Here is a 20,141-nt window from a genome sequence, read left to right on the forward strand (position 1 = left end):
GGCCCGCGATGAAGCCCGGCCCGGTCGGCATCGGATGGCGCGAGCCGCATTACCGCGCGCTGCTCGCCGAGCGCCCGCCGCTGGACTTCATCGAGGTCCACTCGGAGAACTTCTTCGCCGAGGGTGGCGCGGCGCCGGCACTGCTGCTGCAGGCGCGCGAGCAGTACCCCGTCAGCCTGCACGGCGTCGGGCTCTCGCTGGGCTCGGCCTGCGGCCTGGACCCCTGGCATCTGCAGCGCCTGGCCGCCCTGGTCGAGCGGGTGCAGCCGCTCAGGGTGTCGGATCATGCCTCGTTCGCGCGAGTGGGCAGCGGCCTGCATGCCAACGATCTGCTGCCGATCGGCTTCGACGACGCCAGCCTCTCGCTGATGGTCAGGCATGTGCAGCAGGTGCAGGAGCGGCTGGGCCGGCAGCTGCTGGTCGAGAACCTCAGCGCCTATCTGGCCTGGGACCGGGACGATGCGCGTGCCGAGCCCGAGTTCTTCAACGAGCTGGCGCGGCGCAGCGGCTGCGGCCTGCTGCTGGACGTCAACAACCTGGTCGTCAATGCGCGCAACCGCGGCGCCGATCGTGCGGCCGCGGCCGACGCGGCCTGTGCCTGGATCGATGCGCTGCGCCCCGCCATCGTCGGCGAGATCCATCTGGCCGGCCATGCCGAGTTGCCCGGCATCGTCATCGACGACCATGGCAGCCGCGTCAGCGCCGAGGTCTGGCGCGTCTATGCGCATGCGCTGCGGCGCTGCGGGCCGGCGCCCAGCCTGATCGAATGGGACACCGAAGTGCCCGGCTTGGAGCTGCTGCTGGACGAGGCGGCGCTGGCACGCGAACGGATGGCGGCATGAGCGGGCTCGAAACGCTGGCGGCGCGCCAGCAGGCCCTGCTCGCGGCGCTGACCGAGGGCACGGCCGTCGACGGCCTGCTCGCGCCGGCCGGCATCGGGGGCGGACTGGCGCGCGGCCTGCAGGCCTATCGCCAGAACGCGCGGGCGCTGTCGGCGCGGGCGCTCGGTGCCGTCTATCCGGCGCTGCGCGAGGCGCTTGGCGAAGATTCCTTCGACGCGCTGGCCCGGACCCTCTGGCGCCGCCGGCCGCCCCAGCACGGCGATCTGGCGCAATGGGGCGGGGCGCTGGCCGACTTCCTCGCCGCGCAGGCCGGGATGGATCCGGCGCTGTGCGATCTGGCGCGGCTGGAATGGGCCCGCCATCTGGCCGAACGTGCGGCCGATGCCGTGCTGGACGGCGGCACGCTGCAGCTGCTGATCGACGAGCCGCCCGAGCGCCTGGGCCTGCGGCTGCGGCCGGGGCTGGTCGTGCTCGGGCAGTCGTACGGCCCGCTGCTGGTCTGGCGCGAGGGCTGGCGCGCCGCGCAAGGGCCGCTGTCGGCCGGCGCGGCGGCATTGATGCAGGCGCTGCTGGACGGCGTCGATCTCGCCGGCGCCTTGGCGCGGGCCACGGCAGTCGAGCCGGACTTCGACTTTTCCGCCTGGTTGCAACGCGCCTTGCGCGAGGCCTGGCTGCAGGCGGCCTTCATCCGGGAGCAGGCAGCATGACGAGGATCTGGAAGACATGGGCTTGCGGCGCCTGGCGCTGCTTCAGCGACCCGGGCCTGGCGCCCCAGCCGGCGCGGCTGCCGGCCCCGCTGCGGGCCATGGCGGCCCAGGCACAGTCGCTGGGGCTGCTGCTGGCGCGGCTTTATGTGGCGCGGGTCTTCTGGCTCTCGGGCCTGACCAAGCTGCGCGACTGGTCGGTGACCCTGGCCCTGTTCGAGGACGAATACCATGTGCCGCTGTTGCCGCCGGAGCTGGCCGCCTGGCTGGGCACGGCCGGCGAGCTGGGCCTGTCGGTGCTGCTGGCGCTGGGCCTGTGCGGGCGCTTCGCGGCGGCGGGGCTCTCGGTCGTCAACCTGGTCGCGGTGCTGAGCCTGGCCGAGATCGCGCCGGCGGCGCTGCTCGGGCATCAGCTCTGGGGCGTGCTGCTGATCGCGGTGCTGCTGTGGGGCGCCGGCCGCTGGTCGGTCGACGGCTGGATCGTTAGTCGCGCAGGCGGAAGCTGATCACGATCGGCGAGGGCACCTTGCCGTCGACGTCACGGGGCAGGACCTCCGTCTTGTCGATCGCGCGCTGCACCGCCTTATCCCATTCGAGATCGCCGCTGGACTTGATCAGCTTGTGGCCGATGATCCTGCCGTCCGGCGCGGCACGCACCTCGATCTCGGCCACCGGATTGCCGCTGCCGGCGTCGTTGTAGATGATGTTGGGCCGCACGCGGGCGACGATGCGCCCGCCATAGCTGGACGAGGGCCCCGAGCTCTTCAGCGCCGTGCCGCTGGCGTTGGCGTCGCCGCTGGCGCCGGCCATGCCCTGGATGCGGCGCAGATTCTCCTGGCGCTGCGCCTCGCGCTTGGCCTCGGCGTCCTTGTTGGCCTTGTCCAGCTTGTCCTGCTTTTCCTTGTCGAGCTTCTGCTTCTCGAGCTTGTCGCGCTTGAGCTGGTCCTGGCGATCGCGCTCGGCCTTGTCCTTCTGCTCTTTCAGCAACTGCTGTTTCTTGCGCTCGGCCTCCAGCTCGGCATCCTGCTTCTTCTTCAGCTCCTTGGCCTTGGCGATCGCGATCTCGGCGTCCCGCTGCTGCTGCAGTTCCTCGGGCGAGGGCTGCGGCGGCTTCGGCGTGGGCTTGAGCTCGGGCTCGGGCTCGGGCGGCGGAGGCGGCGGCTCGACCGCCTTGGGCGCGGCGGCCTGCGGCACCGCCGACCACAGCTCGGCCTCGAAGGTCGGCAGGGTCTTGGTGCGCCATTGCACGCCGGCGCTCAGCGCCAGCACCAGCAGCGCATGCACCAGCACGGCGAAGCCGAAGCCGCGGCCCAGGCCGGGCGCCTCGGGCGGGCGCAGCGGGTCGTGGCGGCGCAGGTGGAAGCCGGACATGGTCGTCGCCGCCGTCACTTAGTTGGCCGGCCCCGCATTGCCGGCATTGCGAACGGCCAGGCCGACGCGCTGGATGCCGGCCGTCTGCAAGCTGTCCATCACCTTGACCACCGCCTCGTACTTGACCGCCTTGTCGGCCGAGATGACGACCGGGGTCTGGTCTTGCCCGGCCTGCGCCTGCTTGACCCGCTCGGCCAGCTGCTTCATCTGCAGCGGCTGGTCCTCGCCCTGGTCGATCTTGAGCTTGAGCTTTTCATCGCTGCCGACCACGATATGGATCACATGCTGGGGCTGGGCCTTGCTGCGGCCGACGCTGGGCAGGTCGACGACGCCGGTCGTGATCAGCGGCGCGCTGACCATGAAGATGATCAGGAGCACCAGCATCACGTCGATGAAGGGCACCATATTGATCTCGTTGATCGTGCGGCGCCGGCCGCGGCCGCGCGAGGCGATGGCGGCCATCTCAGTGCCCCTGGGCCGGCGCGCCGGCGTTGCGCTGCAGGATATTGGAGAACTCCTCGATGAAGGTCTCCAAGGTGATCGCGCTGCGGTCGATCTGGCGCGCGAAGCGGTTGTAGGCCAGCACCGCGGGGATGGCGGCGAACAGGCCGATGGCGGTGGCGACCAGGGCCTCGGCGATGCCCGGCGCGACGGTGGCCAGCGTCACCTGCTGCAGATTGGACAGGCCGACGAAGGCGTGCATGATGCCCCAGATGGTGCCGAACAGGCCCACATAGGGCGAGACCGAGCCGACCGAGGCGAGGAAGGACAGATTGCTTTCCATCGCGTCGAGTTCGCGCTGGAAGCTGGCGCGCATCGCGCGGCGCGAGGCGTCGAGCAGGGCGCTGGAATCGGCGACGCGCTTCTCGCGCAGCTTCAGGAACTCGCGCATGCCGGAGGCGAAGATGCGCTCCAGCGGCGCGCCATGGGTCTTGCCGGCGACCGCGTTGAACAGCTCGTTGAGGTTCTTGCCGGACCAGAATTCCTGCTCGAAGGCCTCGTTGCTGCTCTTGATCTTGGCGAGCGAGATCAGCTTGCCGAAGATGACGCTCCAGCTGGCCAGCGAGACCAGCAGCAGGGCCGCGATTACCAGCTGCACGGTGAGGCTGGCGTGGGCGATCAGCGAGACGATGGAAAGGTCTTGGTTCATGGGCTCTTGGAAAGCGCCGCCACGATGGCGGCCGGGATGCGAACGGGTTTCAGGGTGGCCGGCGACACGCAGCCGATGCGGATCTCGCCCTCGGCGAGCAGCTGCTCGCCGCGGCGCGCCTGCTGGAACAGGGTCATGCTGACACGGCCCAGCTCGCGCGGCTCGACCGTGATCTGCAGGCAGTCGTCGAGCCGGCTGGGGCTCAGATAGCGGACCGAGGTGCTGCCGACGACGAACATCGCGTCCTGCTCCTGCTTCATCCGCTGCTGCTCGAAGCCCAGCGCGCGCAGCCATTCGGTGCGGGCGCGCTCGAAGAACTTCAGGTAGTTGGCATAGAACACGATGCCGCCGGCATCGGTGTCCTCCCAGTAAACTCTTAGGCCCCAAGTGAATAGCTGCTCACTTGTTAAAAGTTGTTTACTTTCAATCACTTAGAGTCACTTTCGATTCCTTGTCATTCCTTCTATTGGCGTAGTTGCTGCGCCATTTCTACGCCAAACGCGGAAGACACTGACGCAATCGGTGTCTCCTTGATACGGCTTTGCTCAGAACATCCCGCCTAAAGCGGCGTCCTTAGCCCGCGAAGTCGAACTATTAAGTGTAAGGGGTGCTGTCACGGACAGACGGCAGGCATCGTGAGCCGAGGCATGCCAACGAAGGGCAATTCCTTAGAAGGCAACACTTGACCCCCGATTTCGGATGCGTAACAGTCGAAAAAAATAGGGAGGAGAGCCTTGAAGAACTTGCTAGCTGGCATGGCCATCATCGCGTATGGTCTTACGGGTTGCGGCGGCGGCGGTGGCGATTCGGGTGGAGCGTCAAGCACCACATCCAACGCGGCCAATCAGGGAAATAGCCTCGACATCCAAGCCGTCGGGCACTACAAGGCAAAGAACACTGCTGGCAAGCTTCCGATTTTCGAAGACATCATCGTTGCTCCGAGTGGTAAGTTTGCGATCTACTATGAAGACGCCTTCAGCTCGTCACGCGGATTCGTCGATGGGATGGTTTCAGGAGCGACCGGTCAATTTACTGGGACAATGACCGACTTTGCCCAGACGGGCGTATTCGCTGGTTCCATAAGTGGGCAATACAGACAAGGGGTGGGGTTATCTGGTACAGCGATATACGCAGTTGGCTCTGCACCATTCGATGCCTCTTTTGTTGAGTACATGACCGCATCGACGGGTACTACGGATGCAGTCGGCACTTGGAATGGCAGCGATGAAGTGCGTAGGGCGTTGGTTGTAACTATTGACTCATCGTCGAGCGTCAAAATTACGCTCAGTGCGAGCTGCCAGTTCACGGGTACGCTTAAATTCTCCGACGGTGCGAACACGGCGCAAATTGCTACCTTGACCGGAAGCAGCTCTGGGACGGGGTGTCGATTTGGCGATTCGGGCTTGACCGGGTTGCTCACGGTTACGCGACCGATTGCGGGCGGCTATGTGACGCTGCGTGGGCATGCCGTGCGTACCGACCGCAAAGATGGCTTTTATTTCACGTCAACACGATGCCCGAGCGGCAAAACCGTCGAGGTGATTACCTCTTGCTGACACACCTGTGTGAGCGTGCGGCTCAGTAGTGTCAGGGTTGTCCAACCACGACGCCTTCACTGCTGCTTACTCGTAACGTGTGCAGCTTTAACTCAGCGATGCGTGGGATAGATACAAGAAAACACGGATTAGATGAGTGTCTTCTTTTAAGGCGCTAGCCGATACGCTACAGCTACGCCAAAATTTTTCTAAGTTATTGTTTTTGCAGAAAAATTTTGTCTTCCCAGTAGACGCGCACCGGGTGTTCGAAGCGGCTGCTCATCGGCCCAGTACCCCGGCCAGGCGGGCGACGGCCTCCTGCAGATCGCCCATGCTGCTGGCAAAGGACAGGCGCAGCCAGCGCTCGGCGCCCAGGCGGCCGAAATCGCGGCCCGGCGTCAGCGCCAATTGCGCCTTTTCCATCAGCTCGAAGGCGAAGTCCCAGCTGTTGTCGGTATGGGCCGAGCAGTCGATCCAGCAGTAGAAGGCACCGTCCGGGACGACCGGCACGCGCAGGCCCACCCGCTGCAGCGCCGGCACGATGAAGTCGCGCCGCTCGCGGAAGGCCTGGCGGCGGCGCTCGTACTCGGCCATCGAAGCCGGTTCGAAGCAGGCCAGCGCCGCATGCTGGGCGATGCTGGAGGCGCAGATGAAGAGGTTCTGCGCCAGGCGCTCGACCGGGCCGACCAGGGCCGGCGGCAGCACCAGCCAGCCCAGTCGCCAGCCGGTCATGCCGAAATACTTGCTGAAGCTGTTGACCGAGATCACGTCCATCTCCGGACCCGCGAACTCCAGCGCGCTGCGCTCGAAGCGCGCGTCGTAGCTCAGCCCCAGGTAGATCTCGTCGACGACGGTGACGCCGCCGCGCGCGCGCACCGCCTCGACGATGGCCTGCATTTCGGCATGCTCGATCGAGGTGCCGGTCGGGTTGCTCGGCGAGGCCAGGAGCACGCCGCGGGTGGCCTCGGTCCAGGCCGCGACGACCTGGGCGCTGCTGGGCTGGAAGCGCTGCTCGGCGCCGGCCGGCAGCAGCAGGGCCTCGGCATCGGCGGCGGCGACGAAGTGGCGGTTGCAGGGATAGCAGGGATCGGGCATCAGCACCTGGTCGCCGCGCTCGAACAGGGCCAGGCAGGCCAGCTGCAGCGCGGCGGAGGCGCCGGCGGTGATCACGATGCGCTCGGGCGCGACGTCGAGCCCGAAGCGCTCGCGGTACCAGATCGAGAGCTTCTGGCGCAGATCGGGCAGGCCGATCGCCTGCGTGTACTGCGTGCGGCCGGCTTCGATGCAGGCGGCCGCCGCCTGCTGCACCAGCGGCGGCGCGCCGAAGTCCGGCTCGCCGATGTTCAGGTAGATCATCGGCCGGCCGCCCCGGGCCGGGTCGCACAGCGGGCCCTTGGCGATCTCGACGGCCGCCTTGGCGCACTCCATGACGTAAAAGGGCTCGATATGGTCGAGCCGCTGGGCCAGCTTCATCGGCCGCGCGCCGCCACTTCCTGCGGGCGCAGATCGGCCGCCGCGCGGTCGAGCACGCCGTTGACGTATTTGTGGCCATCGGTGCCGCCAAAGGCCTTGGCCAGCTCGACCGCCTCGTTGATCGCGACGCGGTAGGGGATGTCCATGCAGTGCTTCAACTCGTAGGCGCCGATCATCAGCACGCCATGCTCGATCGGCGACAGCTCGGTCGTCTTGCGGTCGACATGGCGGGCCAGCACCGCGTCGAGATCGGCGGCCTCGACAATGCAGCCGTTCAGCAGCGCGTCGTAATGGGCCTTGTCGAGCTTGCCGAAGCCGTCCTGCTCGCGCATATGGGCGTCGATCGCGCCGACCTCGTCGCCGGTGATCAGCCATTGGTAGAGGCCCTGCAGGGCCGCCTCGCGCGAGCGCCGGCGCGCCGACTTGGCCGGCGCCTTCTTCGCCGCGGGCTTGCCCGCCGGCTTGACCGTCTGGGCAGCGGCGGCCTTGTTGTCGTCGTTCGTGGTGCTCACTGCAGTGCTTTCATCAGATTGGCCATCTCGACCGCCACGCGCGCGGCGTCGCGGCCTTTTTCCTCGGCGCGGGCCCAGGCTTGCTCGGTATTCTCGACCGTCAGGATCGCATTGGCGATAGGGATCTGGTGATCGAGGCCGACGCGGGTGACGGCGGCGCCGCTCTCGTTGGCGACCAGTTCGAAGTGATAGGTCTCGCCGCGGATGATGCAGCCCAGCGCGACCAGCGCGTCGAAATCGTCGCTGAGCGCCATCGCGTTCAGCGCGATCGGCACTTCCAGCGCGCCCGGCACGGTCACGTGACGGACCTGCTCGCCGGCCACGCCCAGCGTGCGCAGCTCGGCCAGGCAGGCCTCGGCCAGCGCGGTCGTGATGTCGTCGTTGAAACGCGCCTGCACGATGCCGACGCGCAGGCCCTCGCCGTTCAGCGAGGCTTGCGAAGCGGCCTGGCCCTTGTCGGATCCTTGCATCTGATTCTCAGTCCTTGTTGGGAGCGGCAATGAAGCCGCTGATCTCGAGGCCGTAACCGGTCATGCTGGGCATGCGGCGCGGGCTGCCGAGCAGGCGCATCTTCTGCACGCCCAGCTCGCGCAGGATCTGCGCGCCGACGCCATAGGTGCGCAGGTCCATCGTCGTGCTGCGCGGCGGCTCGCTGCTCTGCGCGGTGAAACGCTCGAGCAGCCCGGCGGCATCGTCGCCGCAATTCAGCAGCACGGCGACGCCGGCCGGCGCGCGCTTGAGTTCGGCCAGGGCCAGCGGCAGCGGCCAGCTGTGGCTGCAGGGGCCGGCCTCGAGCAGGTCCAGCAGCGACAGCGGCTCGTGCACGCGCACCAGCACGTCGTCGGCCGCTGACCAGCTGCCATGGCTGAGCGCCAGATGCAGCGCGCCGGTGCGGTCGCTGAACACGCTGCAGTCGAACTCGCCCTGGGCGGTGCGCAGCTTGCGCTGGGCGACCTTGCTGACCAGCGATTCGTTGCGGCTGCGGTGCTCGATCAGGTCGGCGATGGTGCCGATCTTCAGGCCATGTTCCTTGGCGAAGAGCTCCAGGTCCGGCAGGCGGGCCATCGTGCCGTCGTCCTTCATGATCTCGCAGATCACGGCGGCCGGCTCCAGACCGGCCATGCGGGCGAGGTCGCAGCCGGCCTCGGTATGGCCGGCGCGCATCAGCACGCCGCCGTCCTGCCCCTGCAGCGGGAAGATATGGCCGGGCTGGACCAGATCGCGCGCCTCGGCATGGCGGCCGACGGCCGCCTGCACCGTGCGGGCGCGGTCGGCGGCCGAGATACCGGTCGTGACGCCGGTGGCGGCCTCGATCGAGACGGTGAAGGCGGTGCCGTGCTTGGTGCCGTTGCGGGTGGCCATCGGCGGCAGTTGCAGGCGCTCGCAGCGTTCGCGGGTCAGGGTCAGGCAGATCAGGCCGCGGCCATGCTTGGCCATGAAATTGATCGCTTCGGGCGTCACATGGTCGGCGGCCAGCACGAGGTCGCCCTCGTTCTCGCGGTCCTCTTCATCGACCAGGATGACCATGCGGCCGGCCGCCAGCTCGGCGACCAGCTCGGATACGGGTGATATGGGCATAAACCCGATTGTATGTGTCTATGCAGGCCGGGCACGGAGCCGCAGGTCCTGGCCGACCGGCCGGCAGTCCAGCCAGCGCCATTGCAGCGCGTCCTTGAGCGATTCCAGCGGCCCGAAGGCGGCCATTTCGCGGCCCTGGCCCAGCAGCTTGGGCGCCAGATAGACCAGCAGTTCGTCGACCAGGCCCTCGCGCAGCAGGGAGCCATTGAGCTTGTGGCCGGCCTCGACATGCAGCTCGTTGATGCCGCGTGCGCCCAGATCGGCCAGCGCCGCGGCCAGGTCGACCTTGCCGCCGGGGCCGGGCAGGCTGGCGATCTCGGCGCCGGCGGCCTGCAGGTCCGGGCGGCTGCCGGCCGGCACGGCGGCATAGATCAAGACCTGGCCCGGCGGCGGCAGCAGCCGGGCGGAGACGGGCGTTTCGAGCCGCGAGTCGATGACAACCCGCAGCGGTTGCCGCGCCGTCTCGACCAGGCGCACGTCCAGCCGCGGGTCATCGTCGCGCACGGTGCCGATGCCGCTCAGCACCGCGCCGGCGCGCTTGCGCCAGGCGTGGCCGTCGCTGCGCGCGGCCTCGGCGGTGATCCATTGGCTGGCGCCATTCAGCAGTGCAGTGCGGCCGTCCAGCGAGGCGGCGATCTTCAGCCGCACAAAGGGCCGGCCGCGCTGCATGCGCGAGAAGAAGCCGATGTTCAGCTCGCGTGCTTCGTCGGCCAGCAGGCCGGTCTCGGCGGCGATGCCGGCGGCCCGCAGCCGCGCCATGCCCTGGCCCGCGACCAGCGGATTCGGATCCCCGACGGCGGCGACGACCCGGCCCAGGCCGGCGGCGATCAGCGCATCGCAGCAGGGTGGCGTGCGGCCATGGTGGGAGCAGGGCTCCAGCGTCACATAGGCGGTGGCGCCGCGCACATCGGCGCCGCGCGCGGCGGCATCGCGCAAGGCCATCACCTCGGCATGGGCCTGGCCGGCCGCCTGCGTATGGCCGGCGCCGAGCACGCGGCCATCGGCCGCGACGATCAGGCAGCCGACGCGCGGATTCGGGTCGGACAGGCCGATCGCCTGTTCGGCCAGCGCCAGCGCCTGGCGCATCGCGGCGAGCTCGTCGGCAATCTGGTTCGGAAGGGGCGGCGTGGACATGGCGGCAGTCTAGCCGCCGCTGCGAAAGCCGGCGCTCAGCTGGGCTGGTGCAGCACCGTCTTGGTGTCGCTGAACAAGCCGGCCGCCGGGTCGACGCGATGACCGTCGGGGCAGTTGGCGCTCGCGCTGATGACCAGGAAGTTCTGCCGCGGCAGCGCGCCCGTGACGCCGTAGTAGTTCAGCGGATGCTCGAGGTTCGTGATCAGCGTGTCGCCGTCGTAGTCGGCGCTGTAGCGGCAGATCTTGTAGCGCAGTTCGCCCGTCAACGGGATGCCGCTGATATTGAGCTTGCCGGACCAGTTCGGTGTCGCGTCGGTGTTCGGGAAGACGATGCAGTAGTAGGCGACCGAGGCCTGCAGGAAGGCAGCGTCGACCGGCGCGTTGTCGAAGCATTGGTAGGACGGCGCGTCGGGGCGGGCCGGAGCAGGTCCCGAGGCGGGCGTCGGCGGCGCATCGGCCTGGACGATTTCCATATCGAAGTTCGGCAGCGCATAGCTGGCCGGCTGCTCGGCGCTCGGCGTATCGCCGAAGGAAAAGCGCACATGGCCGCTCAGCAGGAAGCCGCTCATGTTGTAGCTGCAGGCCGCGACATCGGCCCCCGTCGAGGCAGCCGTCAGCGAGGAGCTTGCCGTGCCCATCGGTACTGTGCAGCGGCCGATGATGGCGCCGGTCAGGTTGTTGAAGATCCAGGCGACGGTGGCCAGCGGGCTCGGCACCAGCGCGCTGCGGCGATTGCCGAGATCCTTGGCTTCGACCGGGATCGTGGTGTGGCGGTCGCCGGGGCGACGCAGCGGCGTGCCATCGGGCGCAATGCCCAAGGCGCCGCTCAGTCTGGGATCGGCACCGGTGATAAAGCTGTCGATGATGACGAATTGCAAGTCGTTGGCGCGGTCGCGCCAGTTCACCTGCACATTGACCGCCTTCAACGGTGATCCGACCAAATCGGTCACCGTGCGGGTGAGCGCGAACGTGGCGTTGCTGTCGGGATCGCCGGCGTCGGGGACCACGTCGGCGGTGATGATGTCGGCATACGCCTTCATGCCGGCCGGCGGCGTGCTCGGCAGTGTCAGCACCGAATAGGCGCGCAATTGCTCCATCTCCTGCTGCGCGAGCCGGATCGCTTCGCCGCGCTGCTTGGCCAGATCGGCGCTGCGCCGCATATTGCCCTGCAGGCCGGCCAGCGCAATCATCCCGAAGGCCATGATCAGCAGCGCGACCAGGGCCTCGATCAGTGCAACGCCGCGCAAGCGCTTGACGAACGTAGGAGCGCGACGCTTCATTTGTCTTGATCCCACCAACTGCCGGGCACGCGCACGAAGCTGCCGGTCGCGTTGCGCAGCGCGTCCATGATGCCGGCGTGATAGCGCATGTCCACCCGACCGGCGGCCAGGAGGTTCCCCTCCGCGATCACGGCGCCGTTGACCAGGGCAGGATGCCCACTGGTATTGCTCCAGTCGAGGTTTCCACGGACATAGAGCAGGCCGTTCAGGATAAGCGGGCCGGTGATCGTCACCGGTCCATTCGCGACGATCACCAGGGGGCTCAGCGGCAGGGCAGCGCTGCCCAGAGTGACATTGCTGGACAGCGTCAAGGGCCCGTCGACCCAGATCATCCGCATGCCCTGGTTGAAGGCGGCCAGCAGTGCCGTGCTGCAGTCGCTGCCTTCCGTGCAGGGGATGCTGCGCATGGCCGGCTGGCTCTTGTACTGCGCCGGGGGCATGCCGAAATACTGGGCAAACATCAGGTCGCTTGCCTGGTCCCTGAATTGCTGGTCGTCACCGAGCAATGCTTGTTGGCCCGGCGTGCCCGGCAGGCTGTCCAGTCGATCCGTAGACAAGTCCGCCACGGACCCACCCGTCTGCAAGAGCAGGCCACTGCTGCGCGGATCGCTGTTGTGCAGACCCAGGGCGCCGGTGCCGTCGGTGATGGTCTGCTTCACGACCAGGGGCATGGCCGGCGGCATCTTCAGCGCGCTGATCAGTGCCGCCTCGACCCGCACGGTGGCGCCGCCCAGCAGCTGGGCATTGGCCGCTCCCTGCTGCGTTTGGCAGACATCGGACTGGCTGCCGGTGCAACCGTGCGAGATGAGGCGCACCACGCCGGGACGTGCGGCCGGCTCGAAGCTGATGTGAAAGCTCGGCTGCATCTGCGCTGCGGGGGCGACATTCGCTGCCGCCCAGCCACCGGCCGGGCACTGGCAGGTCCAGCCGCCCTGCGCGTCCTGCGCTGCCGCGATGCGCACACAGCTGGCCGAGGTGGCCGATGCGACCAGCGGGCTAAGCGTCCGGCTACCGGAGTCCATCCCCAGATAGCGCTCGCGAAAACTGCTGGTCGGGTTGCCGCTGCCGGTGCAGGCGGCGTTGATATTGAGGCCGTTGAGCATGCCCAGCGCCCATTCGCTGCCGGCCTCGGCGGCCTCCAGTCCGACGCCGCTGCGGTAGTAGTTGCTGGCGATGCGCTGTTCAAAGATCAGATTGCGGTTTGCATAGGCGGCCATCATCGCCATGATGAAGAACAGCACCATCACGATGACCAGCGTTGCCGCGCCGCGCTGGCGTGCATTGCCGAGTGACTGGACGTCGCTCATGCCGGGCAACTCCCGACGATGCGGTCATTGCGCATGCGGCTGGTGACCCGCACGGTGCGCAGCGCCTTGTCGTCGCGCCGGGGATGGCCGCTGAGCGTGATGTCGAAGTAGCGAATCTGCTGCAGCGGGCAGGCCGCCGGATCAGGACAGGGCACGCTGCAAAAGCCGTCCAGAAACAGCGGCTGCACCGTCAGCTTGACATTGAAGCGCGTGATAGTCAGCGTTTCCCTGTCGGTCAGCGGTTGCCAGTTGCCGCCCAGCAGCGATTGCAGCACGCCGTTGTCGATTCGAAAACCGAACGATTCCCGCTCCGTCACGACATTGTCCTCAGCATCGCCCGGCGGCGTCGTCAGCGGCAGCACGTAGTTGTCGGCCCGTGAGTAGCTGTAGCGCAGCACATCGCCTGCCTGCGTGTCGACGGCTGGCGTCGTGTCGCTATACGGGCTGCTCGCCGGCATGGTCGCGCCGGGCGCCCAGACGCCGCTTTCAGGCGTGGCCCAGAAACCGGCGCGGCGTAGGTCACGCAGCATCAGATCGGCGGCGGCCCGCAGATCCTGCTGGACCTGGGTTTCCTGAACCAGCCGACGATGCTCGTCGACCTGCTTGGTCATCATTAGGCTGGCGCCGGCGACCACGATCATGCCGACCGTGATGCCGATCATCAGTTCGATCAGACTAAGGCCGCGCTGGCTATGCCCGACTAGCATGGCGGCACTCCGCTGAAGGACCCATTGGGCGTGCAGGTGCGCACGCGGCCCGCTGCATTCAATTCGAGTTTCAACTGCGCGCCTCGCACGCCACTGACGGTGACCGAGAAGCCCTGCGGCGAGGCGGTCAACTGGGGCGTTTCGAAGGAGACGGTACCGGAGGGGGCGGTCGAGCCGGTCGGCGCCGAGGAGGCGAAACTGACGCCGACCGACTTCGGAATGCGCTCCGTCTTGAACTCGGTCGTGGCGGACATGCAGGCGTCGCCGGTATTGAGGCAATTGCAGCGTGGCGAGGTGTCGAAATAAGACACGGTGTAGCAACTCTGATCGCTACCGTTGCGGAAGATCAGCCTCACCGCATTTAAGGGACGCAGCGCCGTTTCGGCGCGGGCAAAGGCAAGATCGGTGCTGATCTGCTCGGCAATCGCTTGCACGCGGCGACGGTTCAACATGTCGGCCAAGGAGGGGGCGGCCACCGCGAGAAGGATGCCCAGGATGACCAGGACCATCAGCACCTCGACGAAGGTGACGCCGCTGCCACGGCGCTTCGATGTCATTGCGGCCAGCATATCGACGCGGCCCGGGTCGAGGCCGGGTTGCTGTCCCGGTAGTTCAGATTGCCGCCGCTGACCTCAATGAAGATATCGCTGCAGTCGCTATCGCGGGCCTGCGAACCGCCGCTGATCGGTTTGGCGTGGACCTGGTAGCCGGCGACATAGCTCTCCGGATCGCCGAGGCCGTTCAGGCTAAGAACGTAATACTTGGGTGCCGGCGGTGCGGAGGAAAAGAGGGCACTCAAATCCGATGCGTAGCTGCCATTGTTGCTGCGCCAGCGCTCCTGCGCCTGCACCACCGTCGACAGGCTGGTGATCGCGTCACTGCGCCGGCTCTTCATCACATGCCGCTGATAGGTCGGCAATGCCACGCCAAGCAGGACACCGATGATGACCAGCACCAGCAGAAGCTCCGCCAAGGTGAACCCCCGGCATTTCAGAGCGCGGCGGTAGTGCGATGCGAAGCTGAGGTTCCGGTGCCTGGACATGGCCGGATTATGGAAACCCGGGCTTTTTTCACATTCGCAGGCCCGACCGCTCGTCAAGACCTGCCTGCCGCTCGTCGGCGCCCCACCTACTCAGGGGGTGTACGGCTCGATCCGGTCCGTTCAGCAGCGCGGCAGACCGGAGACGCCGCCCGTGGGCGTGCAGCTGCGCACCCGGCCGGCGATGCTGACCACGTGGCGGATGGTCGTGCCGCCGCTGCCCGCCACGTCGATGCTGCCGGTGCTGGTCACCGTGCCCTGGCGCGCCTGGAAGCTCATCGTCTGCACATTGGCGCGCACCGTCAGGCGGCGGCTGGCCGGAATCCACTCCTGCTTCAGCACCTGGGCGGCGCCGGTGCAGACCGGTTGGCCGCTATCGTCGCAACGGCATTGGCCGCCCTTGTGCAGCAGATAGCAGCTGCCGCCCGGGTGCTGGCTGAAGCGCAGCTGCACGCCAGCGCCGGACAGCACCGCCTCGCTGCGCGCCTGCTGCAGATCAACCATCACCGTTTGCGCCAGCAGACGCAGCTGTTGCTGCTCCTTGATCCGGCCCAGCGAGGGCAGGGCGCCGCCGCAGACGATGGCGCTGATCGCCATCGTGACGCCCAGCTCGACGAGGCTGAAACCGGCTTGCTGGCGGCGGCTGCTTTGCGGCTGGTTCATGGCGGCTCCGGGATTTGCGTTGCGTATGAACACAATCTAGGAGACCGCCCGGCCGCTTTCTGTCCTTCCGGCGGGGGCGTGAATACCCCCTGATGGGGGTGTGGAGGATCAGATGTCGCGGATCAGCTGGCGGAACTCGTCCACGTCCTCGAAGCTGCGGTAGACCGAGGCGAAGCGCACATAGGCGACCTTGTCGATCTTCTTCAGCTCACGCATGACCAGCTCGCCGAGCTTGGTGGACGGGATCTCGCGGGCGCCGCTGGTCAGCAGCTTCTCCTCGATGCGGGCCAGGGCCGCGTCGATCTGCTCGATGCTGACCGGGCGCTTGCGCAGGGCCAGCTGCATGGAGGCGCGCAGCTTGACCGGCTCGAAGTCGGCGCGCGTGCCGTCCTTCTTCACCACCACGGGCAGGGCGATCTCGGCCCGCTCGTAGGTGGTGAAGCGCTTGTCGCAGGCCAGGCAGCGACGACGCCGGCGGACGACGTCGCCCTCGTCCGATTCCCGGGTCTCGGCGACCTGGGTCTCGCCGTGGCTGCAGAAGGGGCAGCGCATCGCCGGATGCCGGGTTTAGCCGCGGTAGACCGGGAAGTCGCGGGTCAGCGCCGCGACCTTCTCGCGCACCGCGGCCAGATTGGCCTCGTCGTGCGGCTTGTCCAGCACGTCGGCGATCAGGTGGGCGGTCAGGCGCACCTGCTCTTCCTTGAAGCCGCGCGTCGTCATGGCCGGCGTGCCCAGGCGGATGCCCGAGGTGACCATCGGCTTCTGCGGGTCGTTCGGGATGCCGTTCTTGTTGCAGGTCATGTGGGCGGCGCCGAGGATGGCTTCCGCTTCCTTGCCCGTGAGGCCCTTGGGGCGCAGGTCGACCAGCATCACATGGCTCTGTGTGCCGCCGGAGACGATGCGCAGACCGCGCTCGATCAGCGTGTCGGCCAAGACCTTGGCGTTCTTGACCACCTGCTGCTGGTAGGCCTTGAACTCGGGCGTCAGCGCCTCCTTGAAGGCGACCGCCTTGCCGGCGATCACATGCATCAGCGGGCCACCCTGGATGCCGGGGAAGATGGCCGAGTTGATCTTCTTGGCGATCGCCTCGTCATTGCACAGGATGATGCCGCCGCGCGGGCCGCGCAGGCTCTTGTGCGTGGTCGAGGTGACGACGTCGGCATGCGGCACCGGGTTCGGGTAGACGCCGGCGGCGATCAGGCCGGCGTAGTGCGCCATGTCGACCATGAAGTAGGCGCCGATTTCCTTGGCGATCTTGGCGAAGCGCTCGAAATCGATACGCAGCGAGAAGGCCGAGGCGCCGGCGATGATCAGCTTGGGCTTCTTCTCGCGCGCCAGCGCTTCCATCGCCGCGTAGTCGATGTTCTCTTCGGCGTCGAGGCCGTAGGAGATCACGTTGAACCACTTGCCGCTCATGTTCAGCGCCATGCCGTGGGTCAGGTGGCCGCCCTCGGCCAGGCTCATGCCCATGATGGTGTCGCCCGGTTGCAGCAGGGCGAAGAACACGCCCTGGTTGGCCTGCGAGCCCGAGTTCGGCTGGACATTGGCGTAGTTGGCGCCGAACAGTTGCTTCAGGCGATCGATCGCCAGTTGCTCGACGACGTCCACGTACTCGCAGCCGCCGTAATAGCGCTTGCCGGGATAGCCCTCGGCGTACTTATTGGTCAGCTGGCTGCCCTGGGCCTGCATCACGGCCGGGGAGCAGTAGTTCTCCGAGGCGATCAGCTCGATGTGGTCTTCCTGGCGGCGGTTCTCGTTCTGGACCGCGGCCCACAGATCGGGGTCGACCAGGGCAAGGGTGGAGGTATTGCGATCAAACATGGTGGTGGCAGTGCTCTAGAAGTGGAGTCCCTGGCGGCTTTGGCGCGCGGCAAAAGTGCAGGGCTGCCCAGGCGAACGGCTGAAGACGGCCAGCGGCCAAGCCGCCAATCGTTCGCGCTCCCCGGTGGTCCACCACCTCGGGCTGCAGAGACGTCGCTACAGCAGCCTTGATCGCCAGTCGCGCGAAGTCCGCAGTGTAGCGCCAGGCGTCGCGACGCCCGGCGTGGCGGACAAATTTAATGCTCAGTGCTGCAGCAGCGCGAGGCGCTCGTCGGCGGCGGCCGGGGCGCTCTCGCGCGCCGGCTTGGCCTGCAAGGCCGGCACCGGCCGGCCGGCCGCGACGGCCTTCATCTGCTCATGCTCGGCCAGCACGCGCGCGGCGTAGCCGGCGTCGTCGGCCAGATTGGCCGCGCCGACATAGTGGCGCAGGCCTTCCTGCACGCCGCCGGCGCGCTGGATGCATTCCTTCAGCACCTGCACGCCGACGCGCAGGTTCGTGACCGGATCGAAGGCGGCGTGGTTGCCGCCGAAGGCTTCGTACTTGTCGTCATGCACGCGGGTCATCACCTGCATCAGGCCCTGGGCGCCGACCGAACTCTGGGCGAAGGGATTGAAGCCGGACTCGATGGCCATGATGGCCAGGATCAGCGTCGGCTCGACATGGGCGCGCTGGCCGACGGCCCAGGCTTCCTGCACCAGGCGGCTGACCGGCTCCGGCGCGACCCGGTAGCGGCGTGACAGCCATTGGGCGACGGCGGCCTGCTGGCGCGGCAGCTCCTTGGGATCGGCGGCCGTGGCGCGGGCGACCGCATCCGGCTCGCTGGTGGCGACCAGCAGATTGCCGTCGGCTTCGGCACGCGCTTCATAGCGCGCATGCAGCCAGCCCAGCGCGTGGGATTCCAGCTGCTCGCGCAGATTCGCCTGGCTGCCGAACATCAGCAGGGCGGTGACGACGGCCAGGCCGACCAAGGCCAGGGTGTTGTGACTGACGACCAGCAGACCTTGGCCGATGTCCTTCACGAAGACGGACAGTCCGGCGCCGGTCTGGCGGGCGAGGGATAGACAATTGTCGAGACGACGCGCTGTCATGCGACTCCTTTCTTCTCTGCCGGTCCGCGGTCCATGCTTGCGCATAGTCCCGGATGGCGGCAGTGATAATGGGCCGACCCTGTCGAAGTCTTGCTGCATTGCAGCAGAACTTCGGGCCGGCGTCCATCGGCAGCGGGGCGTCTTCACCCTCCCAAAGGCGAAGACACGGGTAAACCCTGGAGAACCAGAGCAGGGCGGATTCTAGGGGTCAAAAATAACCCGTCAAGCATGTAGGTTGAATTCAAAATTACTATCAGTTATGAAGTACCGTGATTTGCGAGACTTTCTCCACGGTCTGGAGGGGATGGGCGAGCTGCGGCGCATTTCGGAGCCGGTATCCCCCCGACTTGAGGTGACCGCTCTCAGCGACCGGGTGCTGCGTGCCGAAGGGCCCGCGCTGCTGTTCGAACGGCCGGCGGGCTACACCACGCCGGCGCTGACCAACTTGTTCGGCACGACTCGCCGGGTGGCGCTGGGCATGGGCGCCGAGAGCCTCGCCGAACTGCGCGAGGTCGGTCAGGTGCTGGCCAACCTGAAGGAGCCGGAGCCGCCGAAGGGCTTGAAGGACGCCGGACGACTGCTGCAAATGGCGCGTGCGCTGTGGGATATGAAACCCAGCGTGGTTCGCCGCGCCGCCTGCCAGCAGGAGGTTTTCGAGAGCGCCGACGTCGATCTGAAACGACTGCCGATCCAGACCTGCTGGCCGGGGGACATCGGTCCGCTGATCACCTGGGGTCTGGTCGTCACCCGCGGCCCGCAGTCCATTGCCAAGCCGCGGCTGCGACAGAACCTGGGCATCTACCGCCAGCAGCTGATCGGCCGCAAGCAGCTGATCATGCGCTGGCTCGCCCATCGGGGCGGTGCACTGGACTTCCGCGACTTCGCGCTGGCCAATCCGGGCCAAGCCTTCCCGATCGCCGTGGCCTTGGGCGCCGACCCGGCGACCATCCTCGGCGCGGTGACACCGGTGCCGGACAGCCTCTCCGAATACCAGTTCGCCGGCCTGCTGCGCGGCTCGCGCACCGAGCTGGTCGACAGCGGCGTCGGCGAGGCCGGCCGCATGTTGCAGGTGCCGGCCAGCGCCGAGATCGTGCTGGAGGGCCACATCCCCGTCGCCGAGCCGGGCTATGAGGGACTCAGCGAGGACGGCGTGCCGCTGAAGGAGAAGGGCGGCTATCTGCACGCGCTGGAAGGCCCTTACGGCGACCATACCGGCTACTACAACGAGCAGGACTGGTTCCCGGTCTTCGAGGTCACGCGGCTGACGCAGCGGCCCGATCCGATCTATCACTCGACCTATACCGGCAAGCCGCCGGACGAGCCAGCCATCCTCGGCGTCGCGCTGAACGAGGTCTTCGTGCCGATACTGCAAAAGCAGTTTTCCGAGATCGCCGACTTCTACCTGCCGCCCGAGGGCTGCAGCTACCGGATGGCCGTGATTTCGATCAAGAAGGCTTATCCCGGCCATGCGAAGCGCTTGATGTTCGGGCTCTGGAGCTTTCTGCGCCAGTTCATGTACACCAAGTTCATCGTGGTCGTCGACGAGGATGTGAATATTCGCGACTGGAAGGAAGTGATCTGGGCGATCACGACGCGGATGGATCCGGTGCGCGACACGACCCTGGTCGAGAACACGCCGATCGACTACCTCGACTTCGCCTCGCCGGTCAGCGGCCTGGGCGGCAAGATGGGGCTTGACGCCACCAATAAATGGCCCGGCGAGACCAGCCGCGAATGGGGCCGCGCGATCACCATGCCGGCCGAGGTGACCCGCAAAGCCGAGGCTTTGTTTACGCAACTGTTTGCAAGCCCAGCCTCGGGTTTGCCTGGGGCTTGAAAGCGCCAGCGGCGTCGGCTAAGTTTGTCTTGCCTGTTCAAGGCACAACCTCTGGCGCAATCATTGCGCGCCAGGAGCCCTTTGGCAGATTGCCTCAGA

At 67.3% G+C, this 20,141-nt stretch carries 23 protein-coding genes and 1 riboswitch; of the genes, 5 read left to right on the forward strand and 18 right to left on the reverse strand.

The window, feature by feature from the left end; translation table 11 throughout:
* Positions 1–8 precede the first annotated feature (8 nt).
* From QWJ38_RS09665 to QWJ38_RS09675, 3 genes are read left to right on the forward strand one after another with little or no spacing between them, the layout of a single operon-like run.
* A complete protein-coding gene (locus QWJ38_RS09665; RefSeq protein WP_290358836.1) occupies positions 9–842 on the forward strand; it encodes an MbnB/TglH/ChrH family RiPP precursor modification enzyme in 834 nt (277 codons plus the stop codon).
* Positions 839–1,549: an HvfC/BufC N-terminal domain-containing protein gene (locus QWJ38_RS09670; protein ID WP_290358837.1), complete on the forward strand. Its 711-nt coding sequence runs from the start codon at positions 839–841 to the stop codon at positions 1,547–1,549. Before QWJ38_RS09665 ends, QWJ38_RS09670 begins: the two co-directional genes overlap by 4 nt.
* Positions 1,546–2,052 carry a DoxX family protein gene (locus QWJ38_RS09675; RefSeq protein ID WP_290358838.1) on the forward strand — a complete coding sequence of 169 codons (507 nt, stop codon included), beginning with the start codon at positions 1,546–1,548 and terminating at the stop codon, positions 2,050–2,052. Before QWJ38_RS09670 ends, QWJ38_RS09675 begins: the two co-directional genes overlap by 4 nt.
* Here the strand turns inward: QWJ38_RS09675 and tolA are convergent.
* Genes tolA through ybgC form a run of 4 tightly spaced genes read right to left on the reverse strand, consistent with a single transcriptional unit; the run spans position 2,030 to position 4,495 of the window.
* A complete protein-coding gene (tolA, locus tag QWJ38_RS09680) occupies positions 2,030–2,917 on the reverse strand; it encodes a cell envelope integrity protein TolA (protein WP_290358839.1) in 888 nt (295 codons plus the stop codon). The genes QWJ38_RS09675 and tolA overlap by 23 nt on opposite strands.
* Before the next feature lie 18 nt (positions 2,918–2,935).
* Positions 2,936–3,379, reverse strand: a complete 444-nt coding sequence (gene tolR / locus QWJ38_RS09685; RefSeq protein ID WP_290358840.1) for a protein TolR — start codon at positions 3,377–3,379, stop codon at positions 2,936–2,938.
* 1 nt (position 3,380) lies between these two features.
* Positions 3,381–4,067 (reverse strand): protein TolQ, encoded by a 687-nt coding sequence (gene tolQ / locus QWJ38_RS09690; protein ID WP_290358841.1) that lies wholly within the window; start codon positions 4,065–4,067, stop codon positions 3,381–3,383.
* Positions 4,064–4,495 (reverse strand): tol-pal system-associated acyl-CoA thioesterase, encoded by a 432-nt coding sequence (ybgC, locus tag QWJ38_RS09695; RefSeq protein WP_290358990.1) that lies wholly within the window; start codon positions 4,493–4,495, stop codon positions 4,064–4,066. Before ybgC ends, tolQ begins: the two co-directional genes overlap by 4 nt.
* Positions 4,496–4,801: 306 nt before the next feature.
* Between ybgC and QWJ38_RS09700 the strand changes: the two genes are divergently transcribed.
* Positions 4,802–5,623 (forward strand): hypothetical protein, encoded by an 822-nt coding sequence (locus tag QWJ38_RS09700; protein ID WP_290358842.1) that lies wholly within the window; start codon positions 4,802–4,804, stop codon positions 5,621–5,623.
* Between the two features lie 258 nt (positions 5,624–5,881).
* On the opposite strand, the gene QWJ38_RS09705 is transcribed toward QWJ38_RS09700, so the two are convergent.
* From QWJ38_RS09705 to QWJ38_RS09770, 14 genes are all read right to left on the reverse strand, one after another.
* Entirely contained in the window at positions 5,882–7,075 is a 1,194-nt protein-coding gene (locus QWJ38_RS09705) for a pyridoxal phosphate-dependent aminotransferase (protein ID WP_290358843.1), read from the reverse strand.
* Positions 7,072–7,587, reverse strand: coding sequence for a transcription antitermination factor NusB (gene nusB, locus QWJ38_RS09710; RefSeq protein ID WP_290358844.1), 516 nt, complete (start codon positions 7,585–7,587; stop codon positions 7,072–7,074). Before nusB ends, QWJ38_RS09705 begins: the two co-directional genes overlap by 4 nt.
* Positions 7,584–8,057: a 6,7-dimethyl-8-ribityllumazine synthase gene (gene ribH / locus QWJ38_RS09715; protein WP_290358845.1), complete on the reverse strand. Its 474-nt coding sequence runs from the start codon at positions 8,055–8,057 to the stop codon at positions 7,584–7,586. Before ribH ends, nusB begins: the two co-directional genes overlap by 4 nt.
* Before the next feature lie 7 nt (positions 8,058–8,064).
* Positions 8,065–9,165: a bifunctional 3,4-dihydroxy-2-butanone-4-phosphate synthase/GTP cyclohydrolase II gene (gene ribBA / locus QWJ38_RS09720; protein WP_290358846.1), complete on the reverse strand. Its 1,101-nt coding sequence runs from the start codon at positions 9,163–9,165 to the stop codon at positions 8,065–8,067.
* An 18-nt stretch (positions 9,166–9,183) separates the two neighbouring features.
* The gene (ribD, locus tag QWJ38_RS09725) at positions 9,184–10,299 is read right to left on the reverse strand and encodes a bifunctional diaminohydroxyphosphoribosylaminopyrimidine deaminase/5-amino-6-(5-phosphoribosylamino)uracil reductase RibD (RefSeq protein ID WP_290358847.1); all 1,116 of its coding nucleotides are present in this window, start codon (positions 10,297–10,299) and stop codon (positions 9,184–9,186) included.
* Positions 10,300–10,334: 35 nt separating this feature from the next.
* Complete coding sequence (locus tag QWJ38_RS09730) at positions 10,335–11,579, reverse strand: type IV pilus modification PilV family protein (RefSeq protein ID WP_290358848.1); 1,245 nt, start codon at positions 11,577–11,579, stop codon at positions 10,335–10,337.
* A complete protein-coding gene (locus QWJ38_RS09735) occupies positions 11,576–12,886 on the reverse strand; it encodes a pilus assembly PilX family protein (protein ID WP_290358849.1) in 1,311 nt (436 codons plus the stop codon). Before QWJ38_RS09735 ends, QWJ38_RS09730 begins: the two co-directional genes overlap by 4 nt.
* The gene (locus QWJ38_RS09740; protein ID WP_341850493.1) at positions 12,883–13,593 is read right to left on the reverse strand and encodes a PilW family protein; all 711 of its coding nucleotides are present in this window, start codon (positions 13,591–13,593) and stop codon (positions 12,883–12,885) included. Before QWJ38_RS09740 ends, QWJ38_RS09735 begins: the two co-directional genes overlap by 4 nt.
* Positions 13,587–14,150 (reverse strand): pilus assembly FimT family protein, encoded by a 564-nt coding sequence (locus QWJ38_RS09745; RefSeq protein ID WP_290358851.1) that lies wholly within the window; start codon positions 14,148–14,150, stop codon positions 13,587–13,589. Before QWJ38_RS09745 ends, QWJ38_RS09740 begins: the two co-directional genes overlap by 7 nt.
* Positions 14,147–14,635, reverse strand: coding sequence for a type IV pilin protein (locus tag QWJ38_RS09750; RefSeq protein ID WP_290358852.1), 489 nt, complete (start codon positions 14,633–14,635; stop codon positions 14,147–14,149). The genes QWJ38_RS09745 and QWJ38_RS09750 overlap by 4 nt, the downstream gene beginning before the upstream one ends.
* Positions 14,636–14,755: 120 nt before the next feature.
* Positions 14,756–15,295, reverse strand: coding sequence for a GspH/FimT family pseudopilin (locus QWJ38_RS09755; protein ID WP_290358853.1), 540 nt, complete (start codon positions 15,293–15,295; stop codon positions 14,756–14,758).
* 108 nt (positions 15,296–15,403) lie between these two features.
* A complete protein-coding gene (gene nrdR, locus QWJ38_RS09760) occupies positions 15,404–15,847 on the reverse strand; it encodes a transcriptional regulator NrdR (RefSeq protein ID WP_290358854.1) in 444 nt (147 codons plus the stop codon).
* 15 nt (positions 15,848–15,862) lie between these two features.
* Positions 15,863–17,116: a serine hydroxymethyltransferase gene (gene glyA, locus QWJ38_RS09765; protein ID WP_290358855.1), complete on the reverse strand. Its 1,254-nt coding sequence runs from the start codon at positions 17,114–17,116 to the stop codon at positions 15,863–15,865.
* Between the two features lie 58 nt (positions 17,117–17,174).
* Positions 17,175–17,308, reverse strand: a riboswitch (ZMP/ZTP riboswitch).
* Positions 17,309–17,359: 51 nt separating this feature from the next.
* Positions 17,360–18,205 carry a lytic transglycosylase domain-containing protein gene (locus QWJ38_RS09770; RefSeq protein ID WP_290358856.1) on the reverse strand — a complete coding sequence of 282 codons (846 nt, stop codon included), beginning with the start codon at positions 18,203–18,205 and terminating at the stop codon, positions 17,360–17,362.
* Between the two features lie 259 nt (positions 18,206–18,464).
* Here QWJ38_RS09770 and QWJ38_RS09775 point away from each other — a divergent pair, with 259 nt between their 5' ends.
* The gene (locus tag QWJ38_RS09775) at positions 18,465–20,042 is read left to right on the forward strand and encodes a UbiD family decarboxylase (protein ID WP_290358857.1); all 1,578 of its coding nucleotides are present in this window, start codon (positions 18,465–18,467) and stop codon (positions 20,040–20,042) included.
* The last annotated feature ends 99 nt before the right edge of the window (positions 20,043–20,141 follow it).

Origin of the sequence: Roseateles violae (assembly GCF_030410485.1) — a bacterium.
GTDB classification, from domain to species: domain Bacteria; phylum Pseudomonadota; class Gammaproteobacteria; order Burkholderiales; family Burkholderiaceae_C; genus Roseateles_D; species Roseateles_D violae.

Coding starts and splice junctions, on each gene's coding strand:
- QWJ38_RS09740 (WP_341850493.1), bottom strand. CDS start 13,593: ATGCTAGTCGGGCATAGCCAGCGCGGCCTTAGTCTGATCGAACTGATG.
- QWJ38_RS09750 (WP_290358852.1), bottom strand. CDS start 14,635: ATGTCCAGGCACCGGAACCTCAGCTTCGCATCGCACTACCGCCGCGCT.
- ribH (WP_290358845.1), bottom strand. CDS start 8,057: ATGCAAGGATCCGACAAGGGCCAGGCCGCTTCGCAAGCCTCGCTGAAC.
- QWJ38_RS09735 (WP_290358849.1), bottom strand. CDS start 12,886: ATGAGCGACGTCCAGTCACTCGGCAATGCACGCCAGCGCGGCGCGGCA.
- tolA (WP_290358839.1), bottom strand. CDS start 2,917: ATGTCCGGCTTCCACCTGCGCCGCCACGACCCGCTGCGCCCGCCCGAG.
- QWJ38_RS09675 (WP_290358838.1), top strand. CDS start 1,546: ATGACGAGGATCTGGAAGACATGGGCTTGCGGCGCCTGGCGCTGCTTC.
- nrdR (WP_290358854.1), bottom strand. CDS start 15,847: ATGCGCTGCCCCTTCTGCAGCCACGGCGAGACCCAGGTCGCCGAGACC.
- QWJ38_RS09770 (WP_290358856.1), bottom strand. CDS start 18,205: ATGACAGCGCGTCGTCTCGACAATTGTCTATCCCTCGCCCGCCAGACC.
- glyA (WP_290358855.1), bottom strand. CDS start 17,116: ATGTTTGATCGCAATACCTCCACCCTTGCCCTGGTCGACCCCGATCTG.
- QWJ38_RS09705 (WP_290358843.1), bottom strand. CDS start 7,075: ATGAAGCTGGCCCAGCGGCTCGACCATATCGAGCCCTTTTACGTCATG.
- tolQ (WP_290358841.1), bottom strand. CDS start 4,067: ATGAACCAAGACCTTTCCATCGTCTCGCTGATCGCCCACGCCAGCCTC.
- ribD (WP_290358847.1), bottom strand. CDS start 10,299: ATGTCCACGCCGCCCCTTCCGAACCAGATTGCCGACGAGCTCGCCGCG.
- QWJ38_RS09670 (WP_290358837.1), top strand. CDS start 839: ATGAGCGGGCTCGAAACGCTGGCGGCGCGCCAGCAGGCCCTGCTCGCG.
- QWJ38_RS09665 (WP_290358836.1), top strand. CDS start 9: ATGAAGCCCGGCCCGGTCGGCATCGGATGGCGCGAGCCGCATTACCGC.
- QWJ38_RS09775 (WP_290358857.1), top strand. CDS start 18,465: ATGAAGTACCGTGATTTGCGAGACTTTCTCCACGGTCTGGAGGGGATG.
- ribBA (WP_290358846.1), bottom strand. CDS start 9,165: ATGCCCATATCACCCGTATCCGAGCTGGTCGCCGAGCTGGCGGCCGGC.
- QWJ38_RS09745 (WP_290358851.1), bottom strand. CDS start 14,150: ATGACATCGAAGCGCCGTGGCAGCGGCGTCACCTTCGTCGAGGTGCTG.
- tolR (WP_290358840.1), bottom strand. CDS start 3,379: ATGGCCGCCATCGCCTCGCGCGGCCGCGGCCGGCGCCGCACGATCAAC.
- QWJ38_RS09730 (WP_290358848.1), bottom strand. CDS start 11,579: ATGAAGCGTCGCGCTCCTACGTTCGTCAAGCGCTTGCGCGGCGTTGCA.
- QWJ38_RS09755 (WP_290358853.1), bottom strand. CDS start 15,295: ATGAACCAGCCGCAAAGCAGCCGCCGCCAGCAAGCCGGTTTCAGCCTC.